This window comes from Pseudomonas syringae group sp. 26L6 (assembly GCF_032587815.1).
GTDB lineage: Bacteria > Pseudomonadota > Gammaproteobacteria > Pseudomonadales > Pseudomonadaceae > Aquipseudomonas > Aquipseudomonas amygdali.
The window spans coordinates 465,709-482,754 of sequence record NZ_JAWHPJ010000018.1 but is presented as its reverse complement, the minus strand read 5'-3'; the positions used below and the strand labels follow the sequence as shown (position 1 = coordinate 482,754).

The following is a 17,046-nucleotide window of genomic DNA, read 5'->3' as shown; positions in this document are numbered from 1 at the left end:
ATTCAGGATTGAGGGGGGGTTGTCGGTTCTGCGCCGCGAAGCACTCGAAACAGGTCGATCCGGTTTTGTTGCAGCTCATCGAGTGACTTGCGACCGGCTGCATCGGCTTCGGCGATACGGATGGTGGAGCCCAGCAATGCCGTGCGTTCGGCAGCACCGGCATTGAGCTCGAAGGACAGGCGGCGCACTTTTTCCTGGACCAGCGCGACGCGCTCGATCTCGTTGCGAACATGGCCCAGGGCCTGCTGACGACGGGTCAGCACACCGGCCATTTCACGGAAGGCGTTCTGAATGGCTTTTTCATACTCGGCGACCGCGATCTGCTGGCGCACATGCGCCAGATCCAGGTTGGCCTGATTACGCCCGCCGTCGAACAACGGTAGATTAAGTTGCGGGGAGAACAGCCAGGTACCGCTGCCATTGCTGAACAGCGTGCGCAGACTGTCGCTTTGCAGACCTACGCTGGTACTGAGTTTTATGGACGGAAAGAATGCAGCACGGGCGGCTCCAATATTGGCGTTGCTGGCCTTGACTGCTTCTTCGCGCTGACGAATATCAAAACGCTCAAGCAGACGCTGAGACGGCAGATTCGACAGCCAGGCCGGGGGCTCGACCAGCGCGGCGGTCAGCGCCGGCGTATCCGGCGTGGTGGCTGGCAAAACTGCCGAGTAGCCGGTGAGCAGCAGCAAAGCCTGGGAAGCATTCGCGTGATCGCTTAGCGCATCCTGCACCTGTTGCTGTGCAGTCAAGGTATCAAGGCGCTGCGCCATCAGATCGTCGAGTGAAATGGCACCCTGGCGCTGCTGCTCTTCGGCCGCCTTTACCAGCATCAGCCGGGCATCATGAACGGTCTGCGCATCCTGCTGCACGGCGGCGGCCAGACGCTCGGCCAGCCAGGCGCGAGCCACTTCGGCAACCAGCGCACTGCGCGCCGCCTGCTGGCCATACGTGCTGGCCAGATAATCATGCCGCGCGGCCTCGGACAGGCTGCGCACGCGCCCAAAAAAATCCAGCTCAAAGTCCGAGACGCCCACCGATGCGATGGAAAGGTCCTGGCCGTAACGCTCATCGGCAGCCGCATTATCGAAGTGTTGACGGTTACGCTGGACGCCTGCTGCAATCGTCGGGAAACGATCGGCACGGGTTATGCCGCGCATCGCCCTGGCTTCATCCACTCTCAGCACCGCCACGCGAAAATCGCGGTTGAACGTCAGGGCTGATTGCAACAGAACCCGCAGTTCACCCTTTGGCGACAGCTCGGCAGCCAGCGCTTCTTCGTCAGCGGTCAGCGCGATGGCAATGGACGCATCACCGGCCGGGACGACAGCAGACAACTGGTCTGCAGGAACCGGCAAGGCCGGGCGCTGATACTCGGGAATCAACGAGCAACCCGAAATAACCAGGCTCAGCAGCATAGCCAGGCAACAGCATCCGGGGTTGCGGATACGCTTGGACAGCGGTGTACTCATCAGCATAGGATCTGTCCGCGACAGTGGGCTCTGGACGCAATCCTGAACGTCGACTTTCAATAAACCGTTCGTGAATTATCAAGATTTGATCAAGAGGCATTCTTGTGTCAGGAAAACGCATTCTGATCGTCGAAGACGATGCCGACAGCGCCAGCATTCTCGAGGCTTATCTGCGTCGTGACGGGTTCAGCGTAGGGCTGGCCGAAAACGGGCAGCGCGGTATCGATATGCATCGCCAGTGGAAACCCGACCTGATTCTGCTGGACGTCATGCTGCCGCTGGTCAGTGGTACGGACGTGCTGTCGGCAGTGCGCCGTTGCAGCGACACACCGGTGATCATGGTCACGGCCATGGGCGACGAACCGGAAAAGCTCGGCGCATTGCGCTACGGGGCTGACGATTACGTGGTCAAACCCTACAACCCCAAGGAAGTAGTGGCCCGTGTGCACGCGGTGTTGCGCCGCTCCCAGCAGAACGCCAGTAATGACCGCCATTTGCGTTACCAGAACCTGCTGGTGGACCTGGATGCAGTCACCGCCATCATTGAAGGACACGACGGCACAGACACACTGCTCGACCTGACACCCACCGAGTTCAAGATCCTTTCGACCTTGCTGAAAACACCCTCCAAAGCCTTCACCCGCGAAGAATTGCTGGAAATCTGCCTGCCCGACAGCGAGGCGCTGGCCAGGGTTGTCGATGCGCACGTGCACAATCTGCGTCGCAAACTCGAAATTCACGGCGTGGATAATGTGCTGGTGACAGTCCGCTCTGTCGGCTATCGATTCAGGTGAGCCTCATGCGACGTTTTTTCAGACACCGGCAGAAACCTTTATGGCACTGGGTCGGCATGCGCATGAGCATGCTGGCCGTCGGTGCGGTCATCGTGATCGCGTTCTGCATATGGCTGCACGTCACGGTGTCTGACTGGCTCACATTGCAGGCAATGCCAGCCGATGTGCGCACGGAGTTCATACGGTTGCAGGCCGAACCTGCCATGGACATGGTCAAGCTTCGCGAGTTGTTCTTCGAGTATTACCCGATCGAAAACCTGCTGCCGGGCATCGCCAACAAGGAGTGGTGGGTATTGGCAGCGCTGGTGATGATGGCCATCCCTATCATCATATTTTTCGGCTTTTTGTTCTCCCGCCCGCTTTCCAGCCAGTTCTCTTCGATTGCCAGAGGCGCACGTCAGGTCGCCCAGGGCGACTTCAAGACGCGCCTGCCAATGAGCGACAAAGACCCGGACGAGCTACAGGCGCTGGTCAGCGACTTCAATACCATGACCACCCAGCTGGGCCGTTACGAACTGGAGGTCAGCGAGTCCAGCGCGATGATCGCCCATGAACTGCGCACGCCACTGAACGCGGCCATGGGGCGCATTCAGGGCATGATCGACGAAGTGTTCCCCCGCGATCTGGCACAACTGGAAATGGTCCACCGCCAACTTAACCAGTTGAACAAACTGGTGAGCGATCTGCATCTTCTCTCGCTGGCCAGCGCTGGCCAGCTGACCCTGGACAAGACGGTATTTTCCCTTGAGAAACTGGTGGCCGAACGCCTGAGCTGGTTTGCCACACAGCTCGATGAAGCCGGCGTTGTCGTGACGATCGACATCCCTCAACAACTGACCGTCAACGCCGACCGTGACCGGATCGGCCAAGTGGTCAATATTCTCGTCGAGAATGCGCTGCGCTACTCGGCGATGGGCGGTGAACTGCTGATTGTCGGCAGGGCCCGCGCACGGAGCATGGAACTGACCGTCTCCGACCGCGGGCCCGGCTTCGGCTCGGAAAACCTTGAGCAGGTGTTCGACCGTTTCTGGCGCGCCGAACGTTCGCGGGCGCGCTATTCGGGAGGCAGCGGCCTTGGCCTGTCCATCGCCCGGGCTATTTGCCTCGAGCATCACGGCACTATCGGGGTGCGCAACAGGCCTGGCGGCGGGTCGGTGATCCGCCTGGAAATCCCGGCCTGACCCTGCTGACCCGAACCTGCGGATCAATGCCCCATCAACGAATCGATAGCGTCCGGTTTGTCGTGCACGCCAAACCGATCCACCAACGTGGCCGTCGCCCGGTTCATACCTACAACGTCCACACTGATACCCGCCCTCCTCAGCTTGAGCACCACCTTGTCCAGCGCGGCAACCGCAGTGATGTCCCAGAAATGCGCCTCGCGCAGATCAATGGCGAGTGTTTCGACGTTTTCGCGCAGGTCGAAGGACGCCATGAAGCGCTCGGCAGAAGCAAAAAACACCTGACCGGTCACGTAATAAGTGCGGTGGCTGTGCTCGGGGTCACGTTGCGAAGTGACGTCGAGATAACAGGCGATCTTGCTGGCAAAGAACATCGCGGCCAGCAGGGACCCCACCAGCACGCCATAGGCGAGGTTATGGGTGGCTACCACCACGATCACCGTCACGACCATCACTATATTGGTCGAAAGCGGGTACTGTTTGAGGTTGCGGATCGACTCCCAGCTGAACGTGCTGATCGACACCATGATCATCACCGCCACCAGCGCCGCCATCGGAATACGCGCCAGCCAGTCGCCCAGAAACAGCATCATGATCAACAGCAGCAAGCCCGCGCTGAGGGTCGAGAGTCGCGTTCTGCCCCCCGACTTCACGTTGATCATTGATTGGCCGATCATCGCGCAACCGGCCATGCCACCGATCAGGCCACTGGCAATATTGGCAATGCCCTGCCCTCTGCACTCACGATTCCTGTCGCTGGTGGTATCGGTCAGATCGTCGACAATGGTTGCGGTCATCATCGACTCAAGCAGGCCCACCACCGCCAAAGCCGCGGAGTACGGCAGGATGATCAACAGCGTGTCGAGATTCAGCGCAACGTCCGGCCACATGAACACCGGCAGACTGTCAGGCATCGCGCCCATATCACCAACTGTTCGTACATCAAGGCCCATGTAAATGGACATTGCCGTGAGCAGCAGAATGCACACCAGCGGCGACGGTAGCAGCTTGCCCAGCAACGGCAGGCGCGGGAACAGATAGATAATTGCCAGGCCCGCCGCCGTCATGGCATAGACCGGCCAGGTCGCATGGGTCAGTTCTGGCAGTTGGGCCATGAAAATCAGAATCGCCAGCGCGTTCACAAAGCCGGTCACCACCGATCGTGAAACAAAGCGCATCAGCTCTCCGAGGCGCAAGTACCCGGCGATGATTTGCAACACGCCGCACAACAAAGTGGCCGCCAGCAAATACTGAAGACCGTGCTCTTTCACCAGGTTCACCATCAGCAGTGCCATCGCACCTGTGGCGGCGGAAATCATCGCCGGGCGGCCGCCCACGAAAGCAATGACCACACAGATACAGAACGAGGCGTAAAGCCCGACTTTCGGGTCTACCCCCGTGATGATGGAGAACGCAATGGCCTCTGGAATCAGGGCCAGTGCAACGACAAGCCCGGCCAGAACATCGGCCCGGACGCTGGAAAACCACGTAGCTTTGATTTTTTCGAGCATGGAAATACCTGTATCGAACACAGCGGGACGCGCAGCAGCGAATGCTGGACGTACGTGTGCATCGGTTTTCGAATGAGTAGTGATGGAGGTGGCGGCGACCGTCAAACGGACACAGCAACGGGTGACCGCGGTCAGTGGCAGTCAGGGTGTGGCGAGGGGGCGAAGCGCTAAGGCGGCGTAGGCAGCCAGCTGGAACTGGACAAAAGTGATTCCTTCGATGGGTCGCAGGACGTGAGCATCATAGCCCCATCCGTTTGAGGGGTTCAAGACGCAGATGCCTGCCCGACAGCGACACAGCGCAGCTGATATGCTTTTTCCAGGATAACTTGCCCCTGTTTGCAAAGGCGGTTTTCACTCATGATGCAGGCATCATTTGCCCCCGATGCCTTCTATGAAACGCTACGAAAAATTCGCCGCCGACATTTCGGAAATGATTCGCAGCGGCGTGTTGCCCGCCGGTGAGAAAGTGCCCTCCGTCAGGGTTGCCAGTCGCACCTATTCGGTGAGCCCCGCCACCGTCTTCAAGGCGTATTACCTACTGGAAGACAAAGGCCTGATTCAGGCTCGTGCACGCTCCGGGTATTACGTGCGCGAGCATGCTGCCAATGCGCTGACCGAGCCTGAACTGATCAGGCACACCAGCGAAGGCACCGAACTGGGCGTCAGTGACCTTATTTTTTCCGTGCTTGGCTCGCTCAAGAACCCGGACACCGTCCCTTTCGGCTCGGCATTTCCCAGCCCACACCTCTACCCATTGCCACGCCTGGCCAAGTCGATGTCTTCAGCGGTGCGGGCGATGACGCCAGCGGGCATTGTCAGCGACATGACCACCGGGAACTCCGAACTGCGCCGACAGATTGCTCTGCGCTACATGATCAGTGGCGTGCGCCTGCCCGCCGACGAACTGGTGATCACCAACGGCGCGATGGAAGCCCTGAATCTGTGCCTGCAATGCGTCACCGAGCCCGGCGACCTGGTCGCCATCGAAGCACCTGCGTTCTATGCCTGCCTTCAAGTGCTGGAGCGGCTCAAGCTAAAAGCCGTCGAAATCCCCGTGCATCCGCGTGACGGCGTGGATCTGGACTCTTTGCAGGACAGCCTGACACGCCTGCCGATCAAAGCCTGCTGGTTCATGAGCAGCTTCCAGAACCCGCTGGGCGCGAGCATGACCCAGGCGAAAAAACTCAAGCTCTACAACCTGCTGGAACGACAGCAGATCCCGCTGATCGAGGACGATGTGTACGCCGAGCTGTATTACGGCGCCAATGCCCCCCATCCGGTCAAAAGCCTGGATCACAGCGGGCTGGTGATGCACTGCAGCTCGTTTTCCAAGACCCTGGCCCCTGGCTACCGTGTCGGCTGGGTGGCAGGCGGGCGTTACACCGAACAGATCAATCGGCTGAAACTGATGACCACCATTTCACCCTCTGTCCCCGCCCAGGCAGCGATTGCCGACTACCTCAAACATGGCGGCTACGATCGCCACCTGCGCAAATTGCGCGACACCCTCGAACTGCAACAAGGCGCGATGCTGGCTGCTGCCGCTCGTTATTTCCCGGCAGCGACACGCGTCACCCGCCCCACTGGCGGGTACTTTCTGTGGTTCGAATTCCCCGAGCAAGTGGACTCGCTGCAGGTGTTCCAGATGGCCCTGGCCCAAGGTATCAGCCTGGCACCCGGCCCGATCTTCTCGGCCTCGCAGCGCTTCAAGAATTGCGCACGCCTGAACTACGGCACGCCCTGGGATGAACGCAGCGAGCAGGCCATGGCGATGCTTGGACGAATCATCGCGTCGTTCTGAAGTGTTTACGTTCGGCCCACGTACAACTGATCCGTATTTTTAAGCTGTTTCTGAATCTGTACCAGAATCTGCCTGCGCAGGATAATGGCCACGCATTAAAACGCGCAGGAAACCGTCAGAAGCCGGAACCTGCGACTCGTTACAGACAGATCGATCAGCAGGAGACGCTCATGGGCAAGCTCGGACTTTCATTGATAGGTTTTTTGTTGCTGGCAATAGCGGTGGGTTTGCTGGGGACTATTTCGCCGTATTGAGCATTGATTATCGCTGTCGTGCTCATCGCTCACGTTTGTACACACACGTCCTGATGACTATCGCGCCCATGCTGCGCATTGGCGCGAAAATCTGCTCCAGACTCGTTCAGCAGCCGATTAATTAGTTTTCCTCATATACCCTTGCCGATTTACCCGGCTAGTCTTGTCACTGCCTCAACTGGTTTATGCACCCCGCGGTTTTATAAATAGTGCTGATCCGCTGCTTCTGGAAACCGAGCAAATCATTCGCAATGCCAGACCCGGGCTGACGGCTGAAGAGCTCGCCAAAATGTTGGGTCTGAGCGAGCGGACAATGCATCGACAATTCAAGAAATTAACCAATGAGTCGCCTGAAGAGCTCATTACCCGAGTGAGGATAGAAACGGCTTGCGTCCTCCTCCAGACACCGGGAGCCAGCATTAAACAAGTGGCACTTAAGTGCGGCTACAACGAGGATACCTCGTTCCGACGGGCTTTCATTCAACTTACCGGGATGACGCCTGCGGATTACAAGCGCAGGTCTAAAGCGCAGTCCTCCGATGCGAGCGGATCAACGACGCGTTCGGTGCAGACGTAGGATTCATTTCTGGTACTGGAGGCGATTTAAAAACTACTCAAGGTGTTTTCTCTGCCAAGTCCATGAATTGTCGCGTTGCCAGCGCTCGGCGCCAAAACGAAAAAACCCGCCAGAAGGCGGGTTTTCGGTGTTTCAAAGATTTTTAAAGTCTTCTCTGAAACCTTGTCTGGCTCCACGACCTGGACTCGAACCAGGGACCCAGTGATTAACAGTCACTTGCTCTACCAACTGAGCTATCGCGGAATGAGCGCTATGTTACTGATTAGGAAAAGGAAGTCAAGCGAGGGACTGAAAAATTTTCTGCGTTGCGGCTTGCGCGATATCGGTTGTTCCTTATGCACCGTATGCAACGATCTTGCTTCCGGTTCCCGGCAGATCGCGAGCAATGCGCGGCCGCCCGTTGGCTCCCACGGCCTCCGGCCCGAAGCATGAGAAAATGCCTCTAGTGCCCTACGCGGCGCGGGACGCAGCTGATCGTACTGAAGTTGGCACTTTTGTCACATCAAGAAATATCTATCCCGGTCGACACCTGAGTCAGGCAATTCCTTTCCTACGGACCAGGTATAACAAAAAATGGCCTCGCTCAAGACAGTACAAGCTCGCTACACCGCAACCTTCGTAGGATTCATGGCGCTGGTCATTGTTCTGACGGTTTATGGCATCGGTCAGTTCGTGTCCCCCAGGCTTACCGCCAACGATGAAAACATGCTGACCGCAAAGGCGGCAGACATCAGCAATGAGATCAAGACCGAGTTGGCCCGCGTACAGGCGCAGGCGCGCGTGATCACCGAGCTGGTGCCGCAACTGTCCAGTGACGACATCGACCGCCTGCTGCCGTTTATGGTCAACCAGTACGGCGAAGCCAAGGTGTTTGGCGGCGGAATCTGGCCTTTGCCGAACGTGCGCACGCCCGGTCGTGCCAAGCACAGCACCTTCTACCACCGCGATGCGTCGGGAAAATTGATCGTCAACACCCATTGGAACTCGCCTGAGTCGCTCAACTATTTCGAACAGGGCTGGCATAAAGGTGGCTTGAACTCACCTGCTGGCCAATGCGCCTGGGCGCCCGCCTATCAGGATGCCGCCAGCCCGGAACCGCGCACCAACTGCGCCATGGCCATTACCAAGGACGGACAGCCTTGGGGCGTGTCGACCATCGATGTGACGCTGGGCTTCTTCAACAAGCTGGTTGAAGCCAAAGAGCAGGAAGTCCATGGCCGGATCATGATCATCGAGGCCGATGGCAAGATTCTGTCCAACGTACCGGGCAGCAGCGACAAGATCGTGCTGCGCAATGTCTCCGAACTGGCGGCGCAATCGCCGTTCATTAATGGCATCAAGTCGGCACTCGCCGTCAAAGGTTCTGGCACCTCGCGTCTGACCTACCAGAACAGCGATGGCGAAGAATCAACGCTGTTTCTGATGCCGGTTGCTGGAACGCCCTGGTTGCTGGCCGTTTCGCAAAACACCGACCTGCTGAAAAGCCAGAGCGAAACCGTCCTCAAGACCCTGGCCTGGCTGCAGATCCCGATGGTTCTGGTGCTGCTGGTGCTGATGATCGTTGCGTTGCGCACGCTGATGAACCGTCTGGGCGTGCTCAAAACCAACATCGACACGCTGTCGGCCGGTGACGCCGATCTCACCCGGCGCATTGCCGTCAAAGGGCACGATGAAGTGGATCAGGTGGGTGAGTCGGTCAACAACTTCATTGCCTACCTGCAACGCATGATGCTCGACGTCAGCAGTTCCACCAGCGAGATTGCCAGCGGTATCGAACAACTGCGCAGTCAGGCGGGCGTTACCAATGCCATTCTGATCCGTCACGCCAACGAAACCGATCAGGCCGTTACTGCGATCACCGAGATGTCCTCCACCGCGGACGAAGTGGCCCGCAGCGCGGCGCAGACCGCAAGCTTCACGCAGTCGGCCAATGAGAACGCGCAGGTATCGAAAACCGTGGTTGCAGACGCTTCTGACAGCGTGAATGCACTGATCAGCGAGGTCGATTCGGCCACCAGCAAAGTGCAGTCGATGGAGCAGGACGCCAAGCGCATCAACGCGGTGCTGGCGGTGATTGGCGAAATCGCCGGGCAGACCAACCTGCTCGCGCTTAACGCCGCCATTGAAGCCGCGCGCGCCGGCGAACAGGGTCGTGGCTTCGCGGTCGTGGCCGATGAAGTGCGCGCCCTCGCCGCTCGCACCCAGGCCAGCACGTCGGAGATCAACGAAATGCTCGGCAGCCTGCAACAAGGCGTCAGCGCCGCAGTAGCCGCAATGGAAAAAACCCGCCAGAGCTGCCAGACCACGGCGGGCAAAACCACCGCCGTAACAAGCGGCCTGGACGACATGACTCGCTCGGTTCTGCAGATCAACGACCTGAGCACGCAAATCGCCACAGCGGCCGAGGAGCAAAGCGCGGTGTCAGAGGAAATCAGCCGTAACATCATTGCCGTTCGGCACATCGTCGAAGAGCTAGTCGAAGGCGGCTCCAGTAACGAACGCAGCACCGCTGCCCTTTCCGAGTCCAACACTCGCCTGATTGCGCTGGTACGGCGCTTCAAGGTCAGTTAAAACCTCTGCGGGCCTGTCGCAGCTTGCGTCAGGCCCGCTGTCTATTTGATCCGGTAGTGGAAGGTATTCTTCACCCCGGACACGGTCACCGCCCTGCCCTCGACAACCCGTGGCTGATAACGAAAGGTTTGCGCTGCGGCCAGTGACGGACGGATGAACAATGGATGGCACGCACCCTGCACTTGCGGGTTGACCACCGTGCCTTGAGGCGACACGTCGTAGACCACCGTGCAATCACCCTCGATGCCTTTGTCCAGAGCCCGTTCGGGATAGTCCGGAGCCTCCTTGCTGAGTGGCTGATACTGGCTGCTGTCAGCGGCGGCCTGCTGTTGTGCTGATTGCTGCGCCTGGCGGGCGCGCTCGGCAGACTGACGCGCCTGTTCGGCCTGACGTTGTTGCTCAACCTGCTGACGTTGCTGCTCGGCCAGCCGCTGCTGTTCCTGGCGCTTTTGCTGCTCGGCTTCGTGCAGGCGCTGAACGCTCTGTTGCTGTTCGCGCTCGCGCTTTTGCTCGTCAACGCGCTTGCGTGCCAACGCCGCCTGTTCGACCTGGCGCTGCGGTTCTGCCTGCGGTTTTGCAGCTTCTACCGGCTGGGTGATCGGCAGCGAGGCCGGTGCAGGTGGCGGCAGCTGAACAGGCTCGACAACCGACGCAGCGGCGACTGGAACCGGCTCAGGCGCTGGCGGCAAAATCACTAATTGCGTGGTCAGGGTTCTGCTCTGTGCGGGCGGTGCTTCGTGCGGGCTCCAGCCGAACATAAGACCGCCCAGCAGCACGCCATGCAATGCCAGCGCGATGGCAGCGGCCAGGCCATTGCTGCGCAGCCAGGGCCCATTCACCCATTCGCGGCGCGGCGGGTGGTAATCGAGGGCCAGGGTGTTCATTGCGGGGCCTCGGTCACCAAGCCCAATTGCGTTACGCCACTGCGTTGCAACGCCGCCATGGCGGCGACTACCCGGCCATAATCAGCCTTGTCATCGGCACGGATGAACACTTGCGTGTCCTTGCGCTCGGTAACCAGTCGGGCGATGCGCTCCTGCATATCTTCAAGGCTCGCGGCCTGATCGGTCTGCGTTTGAGTATCGACCGTGTCGCCCAGGTTCCAGTAGTAGCCGCCCTGCGCCTTGACGGACAGGGTCACGATGCGCTGCCGGGTATCGGTGGCGAGTGCTTCGCTGGCCACTTTGGGTAACTCGATTTTCACCCCTTGGGTCAGCATCGGTGCCGTGACCATGAAAATCACCAGCAGCACCAGCATCACGTCGATATAGGGCACGACATTCATTTCGGCTTTCGGGCCATGTTTGCGTTGCGGTTTGACCAGCATGACAAGTCCTCAGGCCGCAGCGGCCATGTTGCGGGTCAGGCCTTGCAGGGTGCGGTTCAGGCGCACCTGCAGTTCATTGCCGAAGCTGTAGTAACGGGCCGTGAGCGTCTGGCCACGCGCGGCAAAACGGTTGTAGGCGATAACGGCAGGAATGGCGGCGAACAGGCCGATGGCCGTGGCAATCAAGGCTTCGGCAATACCCGGCGCGACCGTCGACAGTGTGGCCTGCTGCACTTGAGACAGGCCGATGAAGGAATTCATGATCCCCCAGACCGTGCCGAACAGACCGATGTAGGGGCTGACCGAGCCGACCGTAGCGAGAAACTGCAGGCCTTTTTCCAGTTGCAGCTCCTGCTCGCTAATCGCGACTTGCAATGCGCGTTCGACGCCTGACAGCACTACGTCAGGCTCGATGCCGGGACGTGGCTTGAGTTGCACGTACTCGGCATAACCGGCGTTGAAGACGCGCTCGATACCGTCAGCGCCCTCCTGAGCCGAATGGCTTTCGGCGTACAGCGTTGCCAGCTCGGCTTCAGCGCGAAAGCGCTGCTGAAACGCATCCAGTGTCCGCTCGTAATGGCCCAGCGCAAGACTGCGCTGGATGATCAGGTACCAGCTGACCAGCGAAGCGAGTAACAGAATCAGCATCACGGCCTTGACCAGCAGGCTGGCATCGCTGATCAGGCCCCAGATAGTCATGTGTTCGAGGGTGGCGTGCATCGTGGTAGTCCTCTGTAATGGAACGAATGATTAGCACCGCTTGATGACAAATGACTTACGGCAGCTTCAAGGTTTTCATCACCTCGGCCCACGGTACGAACTTGAAGTTCTGCGCCTGCTCGGGCATGCGTTTGCGCCCGTCCTGAACCACCAGCATGCCTTTGCTCCAGGGGCCGCCGAGGTTCATGGAGGTCACTTCGATGCCGTCGGTTTCCGAGGTACCGTCAATCCCGGCGTTCGCATTGAGACCCACCCGAAAAGCGCCGCGCAGTGCGTAAGGCGGCTCGGCGTCGACCACCACGTAACTGTCGTTGCCCTGACTGGAGATCACCAGATAGTCATGGTTGTCACTCTGATACAGCGCCAGCCCCTCGACATCGGCATGCACCGCCTCGCCCACCTTGATCACACTGGAAAGCGTCGCAGGCTGATCCGCCCGCGCATCGACTTCCCAGACGCCAACGTCCTCTTCACCGAGAAACAGGCGTTGACGCTGGTCATCGGCCACGCAGCCTTCCGGCTGGGTGTCGACCTTGAAGCGGCGTACCAGCTCGCCTTTTGCCTTACCGTCGGACGCGCTGAGCCGATACTGGAGAAAGCTGCCGTCTTTACCGTTGGCGAAGGCGTATAGCTCGCCACTGGCAGGTTTGAACAGGCAGACGCCATAGATTTCCGCCAATGGTGTGGGGATCTCTCCCGCTTCACGAATGACGCCGCTGACCCGGTCGATGCTGAACAGGCTCAGGCTGTTGTGATCCCGGTTACTGGCTACCGCCAGATCGACAGTCTTCTTGCCGAGCATGAAGCCTGGGCGTAGATCGACGTTGTTCAGGCGGCCTACCGGTAATTCCTGCAACTGCTTGCCAGTCAGGTCATAAGCCAGCAGGCCCTGCTTTTTGTTGGTGCCCAGCACGCGACTGAGCGCTGGATTTTTCGGGTGGACCCAAATGGCCGGGTCGTCGGCGGCGTCACCCTGACGCCCGACCGGCTGGCTCTGACTCGCCGCCATGACAGTCGGCAACGGCTTGGCGTTATTCACCGGTTTGGGCGACCAGCTCAGTTCCCCCTGATACAGGCGCTCGCCGTCATTGTCGTTGACCAACACCTGCAAGCTGTTCTTGCTCTCACGCACAGAAAGCCCTTCCGGCTTTTTCAGGCTCATCAGCGACAGATCGGCCACCGGCGTCCAGCTCTCCAGCGAATCCTGCTGCTGATAGAGATGCAACACCTTGCCTTTCGGGTCCAGCGCCAGCAAACCGCCCGGAACAATGGCCATTGCCCCCGCCGCCTGTTTCAAATCGCCAAACGGTTCGCGCAGAGCCACAGGCTGACGTGCGACCTCAGCCTCGGGGTGCGCCGAATAAGCCCACCAACCGATGTTTTGTTCATTGACGAACAACCTGTGCGCAGCGTCATCGACCTGACAAAACTCGGCTTTGGGTGGTAGCGGCAGGTTGCGCACCAGGCGTGGCGCGTCGTTCAGTCGATTATCTGCGCCAATCAGCCATTGTTCGCCCTTGCCCTCCTCGCCCACCAGAAACACAAACAGGTTGCTGGCGTCATCGCGGTACAGGCACAGACCAGCCACTGAATAATCGCGTGCGGGCAGATAAACCGGCTTTGACCAGTGTGCTCCGGTCGGATCGAGCTGGGTCAGCATGGCCTGCTGGCGGGCATTATCCAGCGTTGCAATGAGCACACTTGAGCCTGTAGTACGGCTGTCGAGCCCTTGGAACGACCCCGGCATTTTCGCCAGCTCGCGGCCCTGCTCATCCAGCAGCAACAGACCGGCCTTGACGCTCGCGGCCAGGCGGCGGGTGCCGTCACTGCCCGGCAGAAAGCTCGCCGATTGAGCCTTGAACGAAGCATTTTCAGCCCAGCGTGTCAGGTTCAGGTCCATCGGCGGCGAAGCGTGCGCAGCCCCGGCCGCAAGACAAAGCAGTAGCGCCAGGCACGCTGGCTTGGGTGATAACGAAATGATCATGAACGGTTGAATCCTTTGAATGAGCGCGTCAGGTCGATCAGAAGTGAGTGAAGGTCAGGCCGACTTTGTAGGTCGGGCCGTATTCTTCGTACTGGCCGTTGTAGGCGCGATGACCGCTGTAGACGAAATACGGCTGATCGGTGAGGTTCTGCGCCTCGAAGCTGACCTTGAGGTTCTTGGTCAGTGAATAGCGGGCGCTGAAATCGACGAAAGTCTGCGCATCCACGTACTGGTCGTGATCCTTGTCGCCGATCGACGCCAACTCGTAGAGATAGGCCGATTTGTAGTTGGCGGACAGACGCAGACTCAGCTTGTCGTTCTCCCAGCCGAGCATGACGTTACCGACGGTTTTCGACTGGCTGGGCAGGTCGATATCGCGCTTGCGGTTGGTGCCGGTGCTCTGGTCGAAACCGTTGATGCTGGCGTCGGAACGGCTCAACGTGGCGTTGGCGCCCAGCAGCAGACCGTTCCATGGCGATGGCAGCCAGTCGAGCTTTTGCGAATAGGCCAGTTCCAGGCCATAGAGCTTGGCCTTGTCGCCGTTGGCGTAGGTGTTGGCTTCGGAGAAGTTCGCCCACTGCCCGGTACCCGCCAGGTCAGTGTTGTAGACGAAATTCTGGATGTCCTTGTAGAACACGAACGCCGACACCGTCCCCGCTCGGCCCATGAAGTGTTCGATGCCCAGGTCAAGGTTGCTCGACTCCAGCGGCTTCAGATTCGGGTTACCGAAAGAGGCTTCGTCATCGTCGATCACAAAGCCCGGCGCCAGTTGCCCGAACGTCGGGCGCACCACGGTTTTGGTCCAGGCGGCGCGTAACTGGGTGCTCTTGTCGATCTGATAACGGGCATGCAGACCTGGTAACCAGTGGTGATAGCGGCGGTTGGTGGTACTGGACTCGAATGCCCCATCGCGCACGCCAGTTCCTTTGGCGTCCATCTCCGTGCCCTCGTAACGCAGACCGGCGATGAAGCGCCATTTATCGATATCCAGCGTATTCATGAAGTAACCGGCATTGATGTCTTCGTTGATCTTGAAGTCATTGGCCCGGCTTTCCGACGCGTCGTAGGCGTCGGCGGCGTTCAGGCCGCCGATCAGGCCCTTGACCGCAGTGGGACTGATACCGCTGCCGAAATTGCCCAGTCGATAGTCGATGGTGCCTTTCTGGAACTGTGTCAGGTTGAGTTGCTGATCGCTGAAACCCTGGTCATCGAAATTGTCGTATTTCCAGACTTCCAGATCGTTGCTTTTGTCGCGTCGGCTGACCTTGCCGCCAAACTTGAACTGCGAGGCATAGCCCTTGAAGTCGTAATCACGGGCCAGGTCGAGGCGCACGTTCTTCTCGGTGTCTTTGGTGTACTGCTTTTCCCGGTCGACCTTGTCCAGAGTAAAGTTCGAATTGTCGTAGAACGAGGGATCGACGATGGGCCTTGGCTTGTCGCGGTCGTAGAAACCGGTGTCGGCAAAATCATCGTTGCCCACGAATGTGGCCCCGGCAATATGGCTAGGGCTGTCTTCACTGGACTCGCTGTAACCGGCCTGGCCGCTGAGCGTCCACAGGCCGACCATACGTTCGCCACCAAACACGTAGGACTGGATTTCCTGGGTTTCGGTGCGCGCCTTGAGCTTGCGCGTGCCTTCGGCATCGCCGGTCTGCCCTGCGCTCTGGGCATTGGCAAATTCGAAACCGTTGGTGGTGCGCACCTCATCATCCTTGAAACGGCTGTACAGGGTGCGCAGGTAGTATTTGCTGAGGTCATCGGGTTTGTAATCGAAGTTAAGACCACCCCCGGTGCGCTCGCGGCTGATGTCGTAGTCGCGTTGTTCAAACGATTGCAGTCGCGAGCCGTCCCAGTCTCCGCCGGTCTCGACGTTGTCGGAGCCGAAATCACGCTTCTGCCAGCTCAGTGCTGCCGCCACACCGAAGTTGTCGATGCCGTCGCCAAGGCTGAAACGATTGCTCGCCGCGCCGGAAAACTTGGGGCTGGTCTGGTGGGTGTTCTTGTCGTAGCTGGCTTCGCTGCTGCCGGTATAGAACAGCCCTTTGTGGTCGAAGGCAGAGAGGCTTTCGACATCGACTGTACCGCCCAGCGAGTTGGCGTCCATGTCCGGGGTCAGGGTTTTGATCACTGACAGTGACTGCACCAGTTCGGCAGGCAGCACATCCAGCGCTACGGCGCGTCGGCCACTTTCCGGGGCGGGCACCAGCGTGCCGTTGATGGTCACGCTGTTGAGGTCGGGCGCCAGTCCCCGAACAGTGACAAAGCGCCCCTCGCCCTGATCGCGCTCGACGCTGACGCCCGGCATGCGCTGCACTGCTTCGGCGACGTTCTGGTCCGGTAACTGTGCAACGCCGTCGGCATGCACCACGCTTTTGATGCTGTCGGAGCTGCGTTGCTCCTTGAGCGCGTTGTCGATACTCGCCGCCTGCCCGACCACTTGCACATGCTCGGTGGTATCGGCTTCGGCCGCCTGCAAGCGTTCGCTGGCAATGGCAAATGCCAGCGCGCTGAGTGTGAAGCCGACCAGTTGAGCCCTGCTGCGACGCCTGTGCATGTTAAGTCCTCCCCCATAATCCCGACAGGCCAGGCAAATGACCCGGCAACTGGAGGCGCAAGCTAGAGTCGTGCAGTGACGGTTCTGTGACAGGTAACGGGCGCAGGGGCTGGAAACAGCGGGTTTGGGGGTGACTTGGCAGGCAAATGAGCTGATTTGACTTTCAGGCGGGGCTGGCCGGAATCAAAAGCCGATGTGCGTATGACTCTCTTTCCAACGCTCTGCGTTGGAATGCAGTTCGTGACGCTCCGCGTCGCCAGTGCCGCCGTGATCGAGAAGCACGTATGGCGACCTCCTGCAGAC

General features: G+C 59.4%; 13 protein-coding genes, 1 tRNA gene and 1 pseudogene. 7 read left to right on the top strand and 8 right to left on the bottom strand.

Annotated elements, in window-relative coordinates; translation table 11 throughout:
* Positions 1-2: 2 nt before the first annotated feature.
* The gene (locus tag RYA97_RS09820) at positions 3-1,475 is read right to left on the bottom strand and encodes an efflux transporter outer membrane subunit (RefSeq protein ID WP_005780165.1); all 1,473 of its coding nucleotides are present in this window, start codon (positions 1,473-1,475) and stop codon (positions 3-5) included.
* Positions 1,476-1,573: 98 nt separating this feature from the next.
* On the opposite strand from RYA97_RS09820, the gene RYA97_RS09815 reads away from it, so the two are divergent.
* Positions 1,574-2,263, top strand: coding sequence for a response regulator (locus RYA97_RS09815; protein ID WP_005780163.1), 690 nt, complete (start codon positions 1,574-1,576; stop codon positions 2,261-2,263).
* A gap of 5 nt (positions 2,264-2,268) precedes the next feature.
* Positions 2,269-3,444: a sensor histidine kinase gene (locus tag RYA97_RS09810; RefSeq protein ID WP_005780161.1), complete on the top strand. Its 1,176-nt coding sequence runs from the start codon at positions 2,269-2,271 to the stop codon at positions 3,442-3,444.
* Positions 3,445-3,467: 23 nt separating this feature from the next.
* On the opposite strand, the gene RYA97_RS09805 is transcribed toward RYA97_RS09810, so the two are convergent.
* Positions 3,468-4,955, bottom strand: coding sequence for a SulP family inorganic anion transporter (locus RYA97_RS09805; RefSeq protein WP_005780159.1), 1,488 nt, complete (start codon positions 4,953-4,955; stop codon positions 3,468-3,470).
* A gap of 391 nt (positions 4,956-5,346) precedes the next feature.
* Between RYA97_RS09805 and mapR the strand changes: the two genes are divergently transcribed.
* The 3 genes from mapR (at position 5,347) to RYA97_RS09795 (ending at position 7,587) form a co-directional block, all read left to right on the top strand.
* The gene (gene mapR, locus RYA97_RS09800) at positions 5,347-6,756 is read left to right on the top strand and encodes a GntR family transcriptional regulator MpaR (RefSeq protein ID WP_162882932.1); all 1,410 of its coding nucleotides are present in this window, start codon (positions 5,347-5,349) and stop codon (positions 6,754-6,756) included.
* A 68-nt stretch (positions 6,757-6,824) separates the two neighbouring features.
* A complete protein-coding gene (locus tag RYA97_RS26480) occupies positions 6,825-7,010 on the top strand; it encodes a hypothetical protein (RefSeq protein WP_371217819.1) in 186 nt (61 codons plus the stop codon).
* 289 nt (positions 7,011-7,299) lie between these two features.
* A complete protein-coding gene (locus RYA97_RS09795; RefSeq protein WP_005745936.1) occupies positions 7,300-7,587 on the top strand; it encodes a helix-turn-helix domain-containing protein in 288 nt (95 codons plus the stop codon).
* A gap of 167 nt (positions 7,588-7,754) precedes the next feature.
* Here RYA97_RS09795 and RYA97_RS09790 read toward each other — a convergent pair.
* Positions 7,755-7,830 (bottom strand) — tRNA-Asn (locus RYA97_RS09790).
* Positions 7,831-8,160: 330 nt separating this feature from the next.
* Here RYA97_RS09790 and RYA97_RS26475 point away from each other — a divergent pair.
* Together RYA97_RS26475 and RYA97_RS26470 are read left to right on the top strand one after the other, a co-directional pair.
* A pseudogene (locus RYA97_RS26475) lies at positions 8,161-9,249 on the top strand (cache domain-containing protein); the annotation flags it as partial.
* Between the two features lie 63 nt (positions 9,250-9,312).
* Positions 9,313-10,158, top strand: coding sequence for a methyl-accepting chemotaxis protein (locus RYA97_RS26470; protein WP_371911624.1), 846 nt, complete (start codon positions 9,313-9,315; stop codon positions 10,156-10,158).
* 41 nt (positions 10,159-10,199) lie between these two features.
* Here the strand turns inward: RYA97_RS26470 and RYA97_RS09780 are convergent, their stop codons facing one another.
* Genes RYA97_RS09780 through RYA97_RS09760 form a run of 5 tightly spaced genes read right to left on the bottom strand, consistent with a single transcriptional unit; the run spans position 10,200 to position 16,743 of the window.
* Positions 10,200-11,042 carry an energy transducer TonB gene (locus tag RYA97_RS09780; protein ID WP_005780153.1) on the bottom strand — a complete coding sequence of 281 codons (843 nt, stop codon included), beginning with the start codon at positions 11,040-11,042 and terminating at the stop codon, positions 10,200-10,202.
* Entirely contained in the window at positions 11,039-11,485 is a 447-nt protein-coding gene (gene tolR, locus RYA97_RS09775) for a protein TolR (RefSeq protein ID WP_016981369.1), read from the bottom strand. The genes RYA97_RS09780 and tolR overlap by 4 nt, the downstream gene beginning before the upstream one ends.
* Positions 11,486-11,494: 9 nt before the next feature.
* On the bottom strand, positions 11,495-12,205 hold the full coding sequence (gene tolQ / locus RYA97_RS09770) for a protein TolQ (protein ID WP_016981370.1): 711 nt from the start codon (positions 12,203-12,205) through the stop codon (positions 11,495-11,497).
* 55 nt (positions 12,206-12,260) lie between these two features.
* A complete protein-coding gene (locus RYA97_RS09765; protein ID WP_005780147.1) occupies positions 12,261-14,189 on the bottom strand; it encodes a phytase in 1,929 nt (642 codons plus the stop codon).
* A 37-nt stretch (positions 14,190-14,226) separates the two neighbouring features.
* Complete coding sequence (locus RYA97_RS09760; RefSeq protein ID WP_117139406.1) at positions 14,227-16,743, bottom strand: TonB-dependent receptor; 2,517 nt, start codon at positions 16,741-16,743, stop codon at positions 14,227-14,229.
* Positions 16,744-17,046 lie beyond the last annotated feature (303 nt).

What these genes read in the sequence shown, in the direction of transcription:
- RYA97_RS09820 (WP_005780165.1), bottom strand. Translation starts at nt 1,475, where the DNA reads ATGCTGATGAGTACACCGCTGTCCAAGCGTATCCGCAACCCCGGATGC.
- RYA97_RS09810 (WP_005780161.1), top strand. Translation starts at nt 2,269, where the DNA reads ATGCGACGTTTTTTCAGACACCGGCAGAAACCTTTATGGCACTGGGTC.
- RYA97_RS09805 (WP_005780159.1), bottom strand. Translation starts at nt 4,955, where the DNA reads ATGCTCGAAAAAATCAAAGCTACGTGGTTTTCCAGCGTCCGGGCCGAT.
- mapR (WP_162882932.1), top strand. Translation starts at nt 5,347, where the DNA reads ATGAAACGCTACGAAAAATTCGCCGCCGACATTTCGGAAATGATTCGC.
- RYA97_RS09795 (WP_005745936.1), top strand. Translation starts at nt 7,300, where the DNA reads ATGTTGGGTCTGAGCGAGCGGACAATGCATCGACAATTCAAGAAATTA.
- RYA97_RS26470 (WP_371911624.1), top strand. Translation starts at nt 9,313, where the DNA reads ATGATGCTCGACGTCAGCAGTTCCACCAGCGAGATTGCCAGCGGTATC.
- RYA97_RS09780 (WP_005780153.1), bottom strand. Translation starts at nt 11,042, where the DNA reads ATGAACACCCTGGCCCTCGATTACCACCCGCCGCGCCGCGAATGGGTG.
- tolR (WP_016981369.1), bottom strand. Translation starts at nt 11,485, where the DNA reads ATGCTGGTCAAACCGCAACGCAAACATGGCCCGAAAGCCGAAATGAAT.
- tolQ (WP_016981370.1), bottom strand. Translation starts at nt 12,205, where the DNA reads ATGCACGCCACCCTCGAACACATGACTATCTGGGGCCTGATCAGCGAT.
- RYA97_RS09765 (WP_005780147.1), bottom strand. Translation starts at nt 14,189, where the DNA reads ATGATCATTTCGTTATCACCCAAGCCAGCGTGCCTGGCGCTACTGCTT.
- RYA97_RS09760 (WP_117139406.1), bottom strand. Translation starts at nt 16,743, where the DNA reads ATGCACAGGCGTCGCAGCAGGGCTCAACTGGTCGGCTTCACACTCAGC.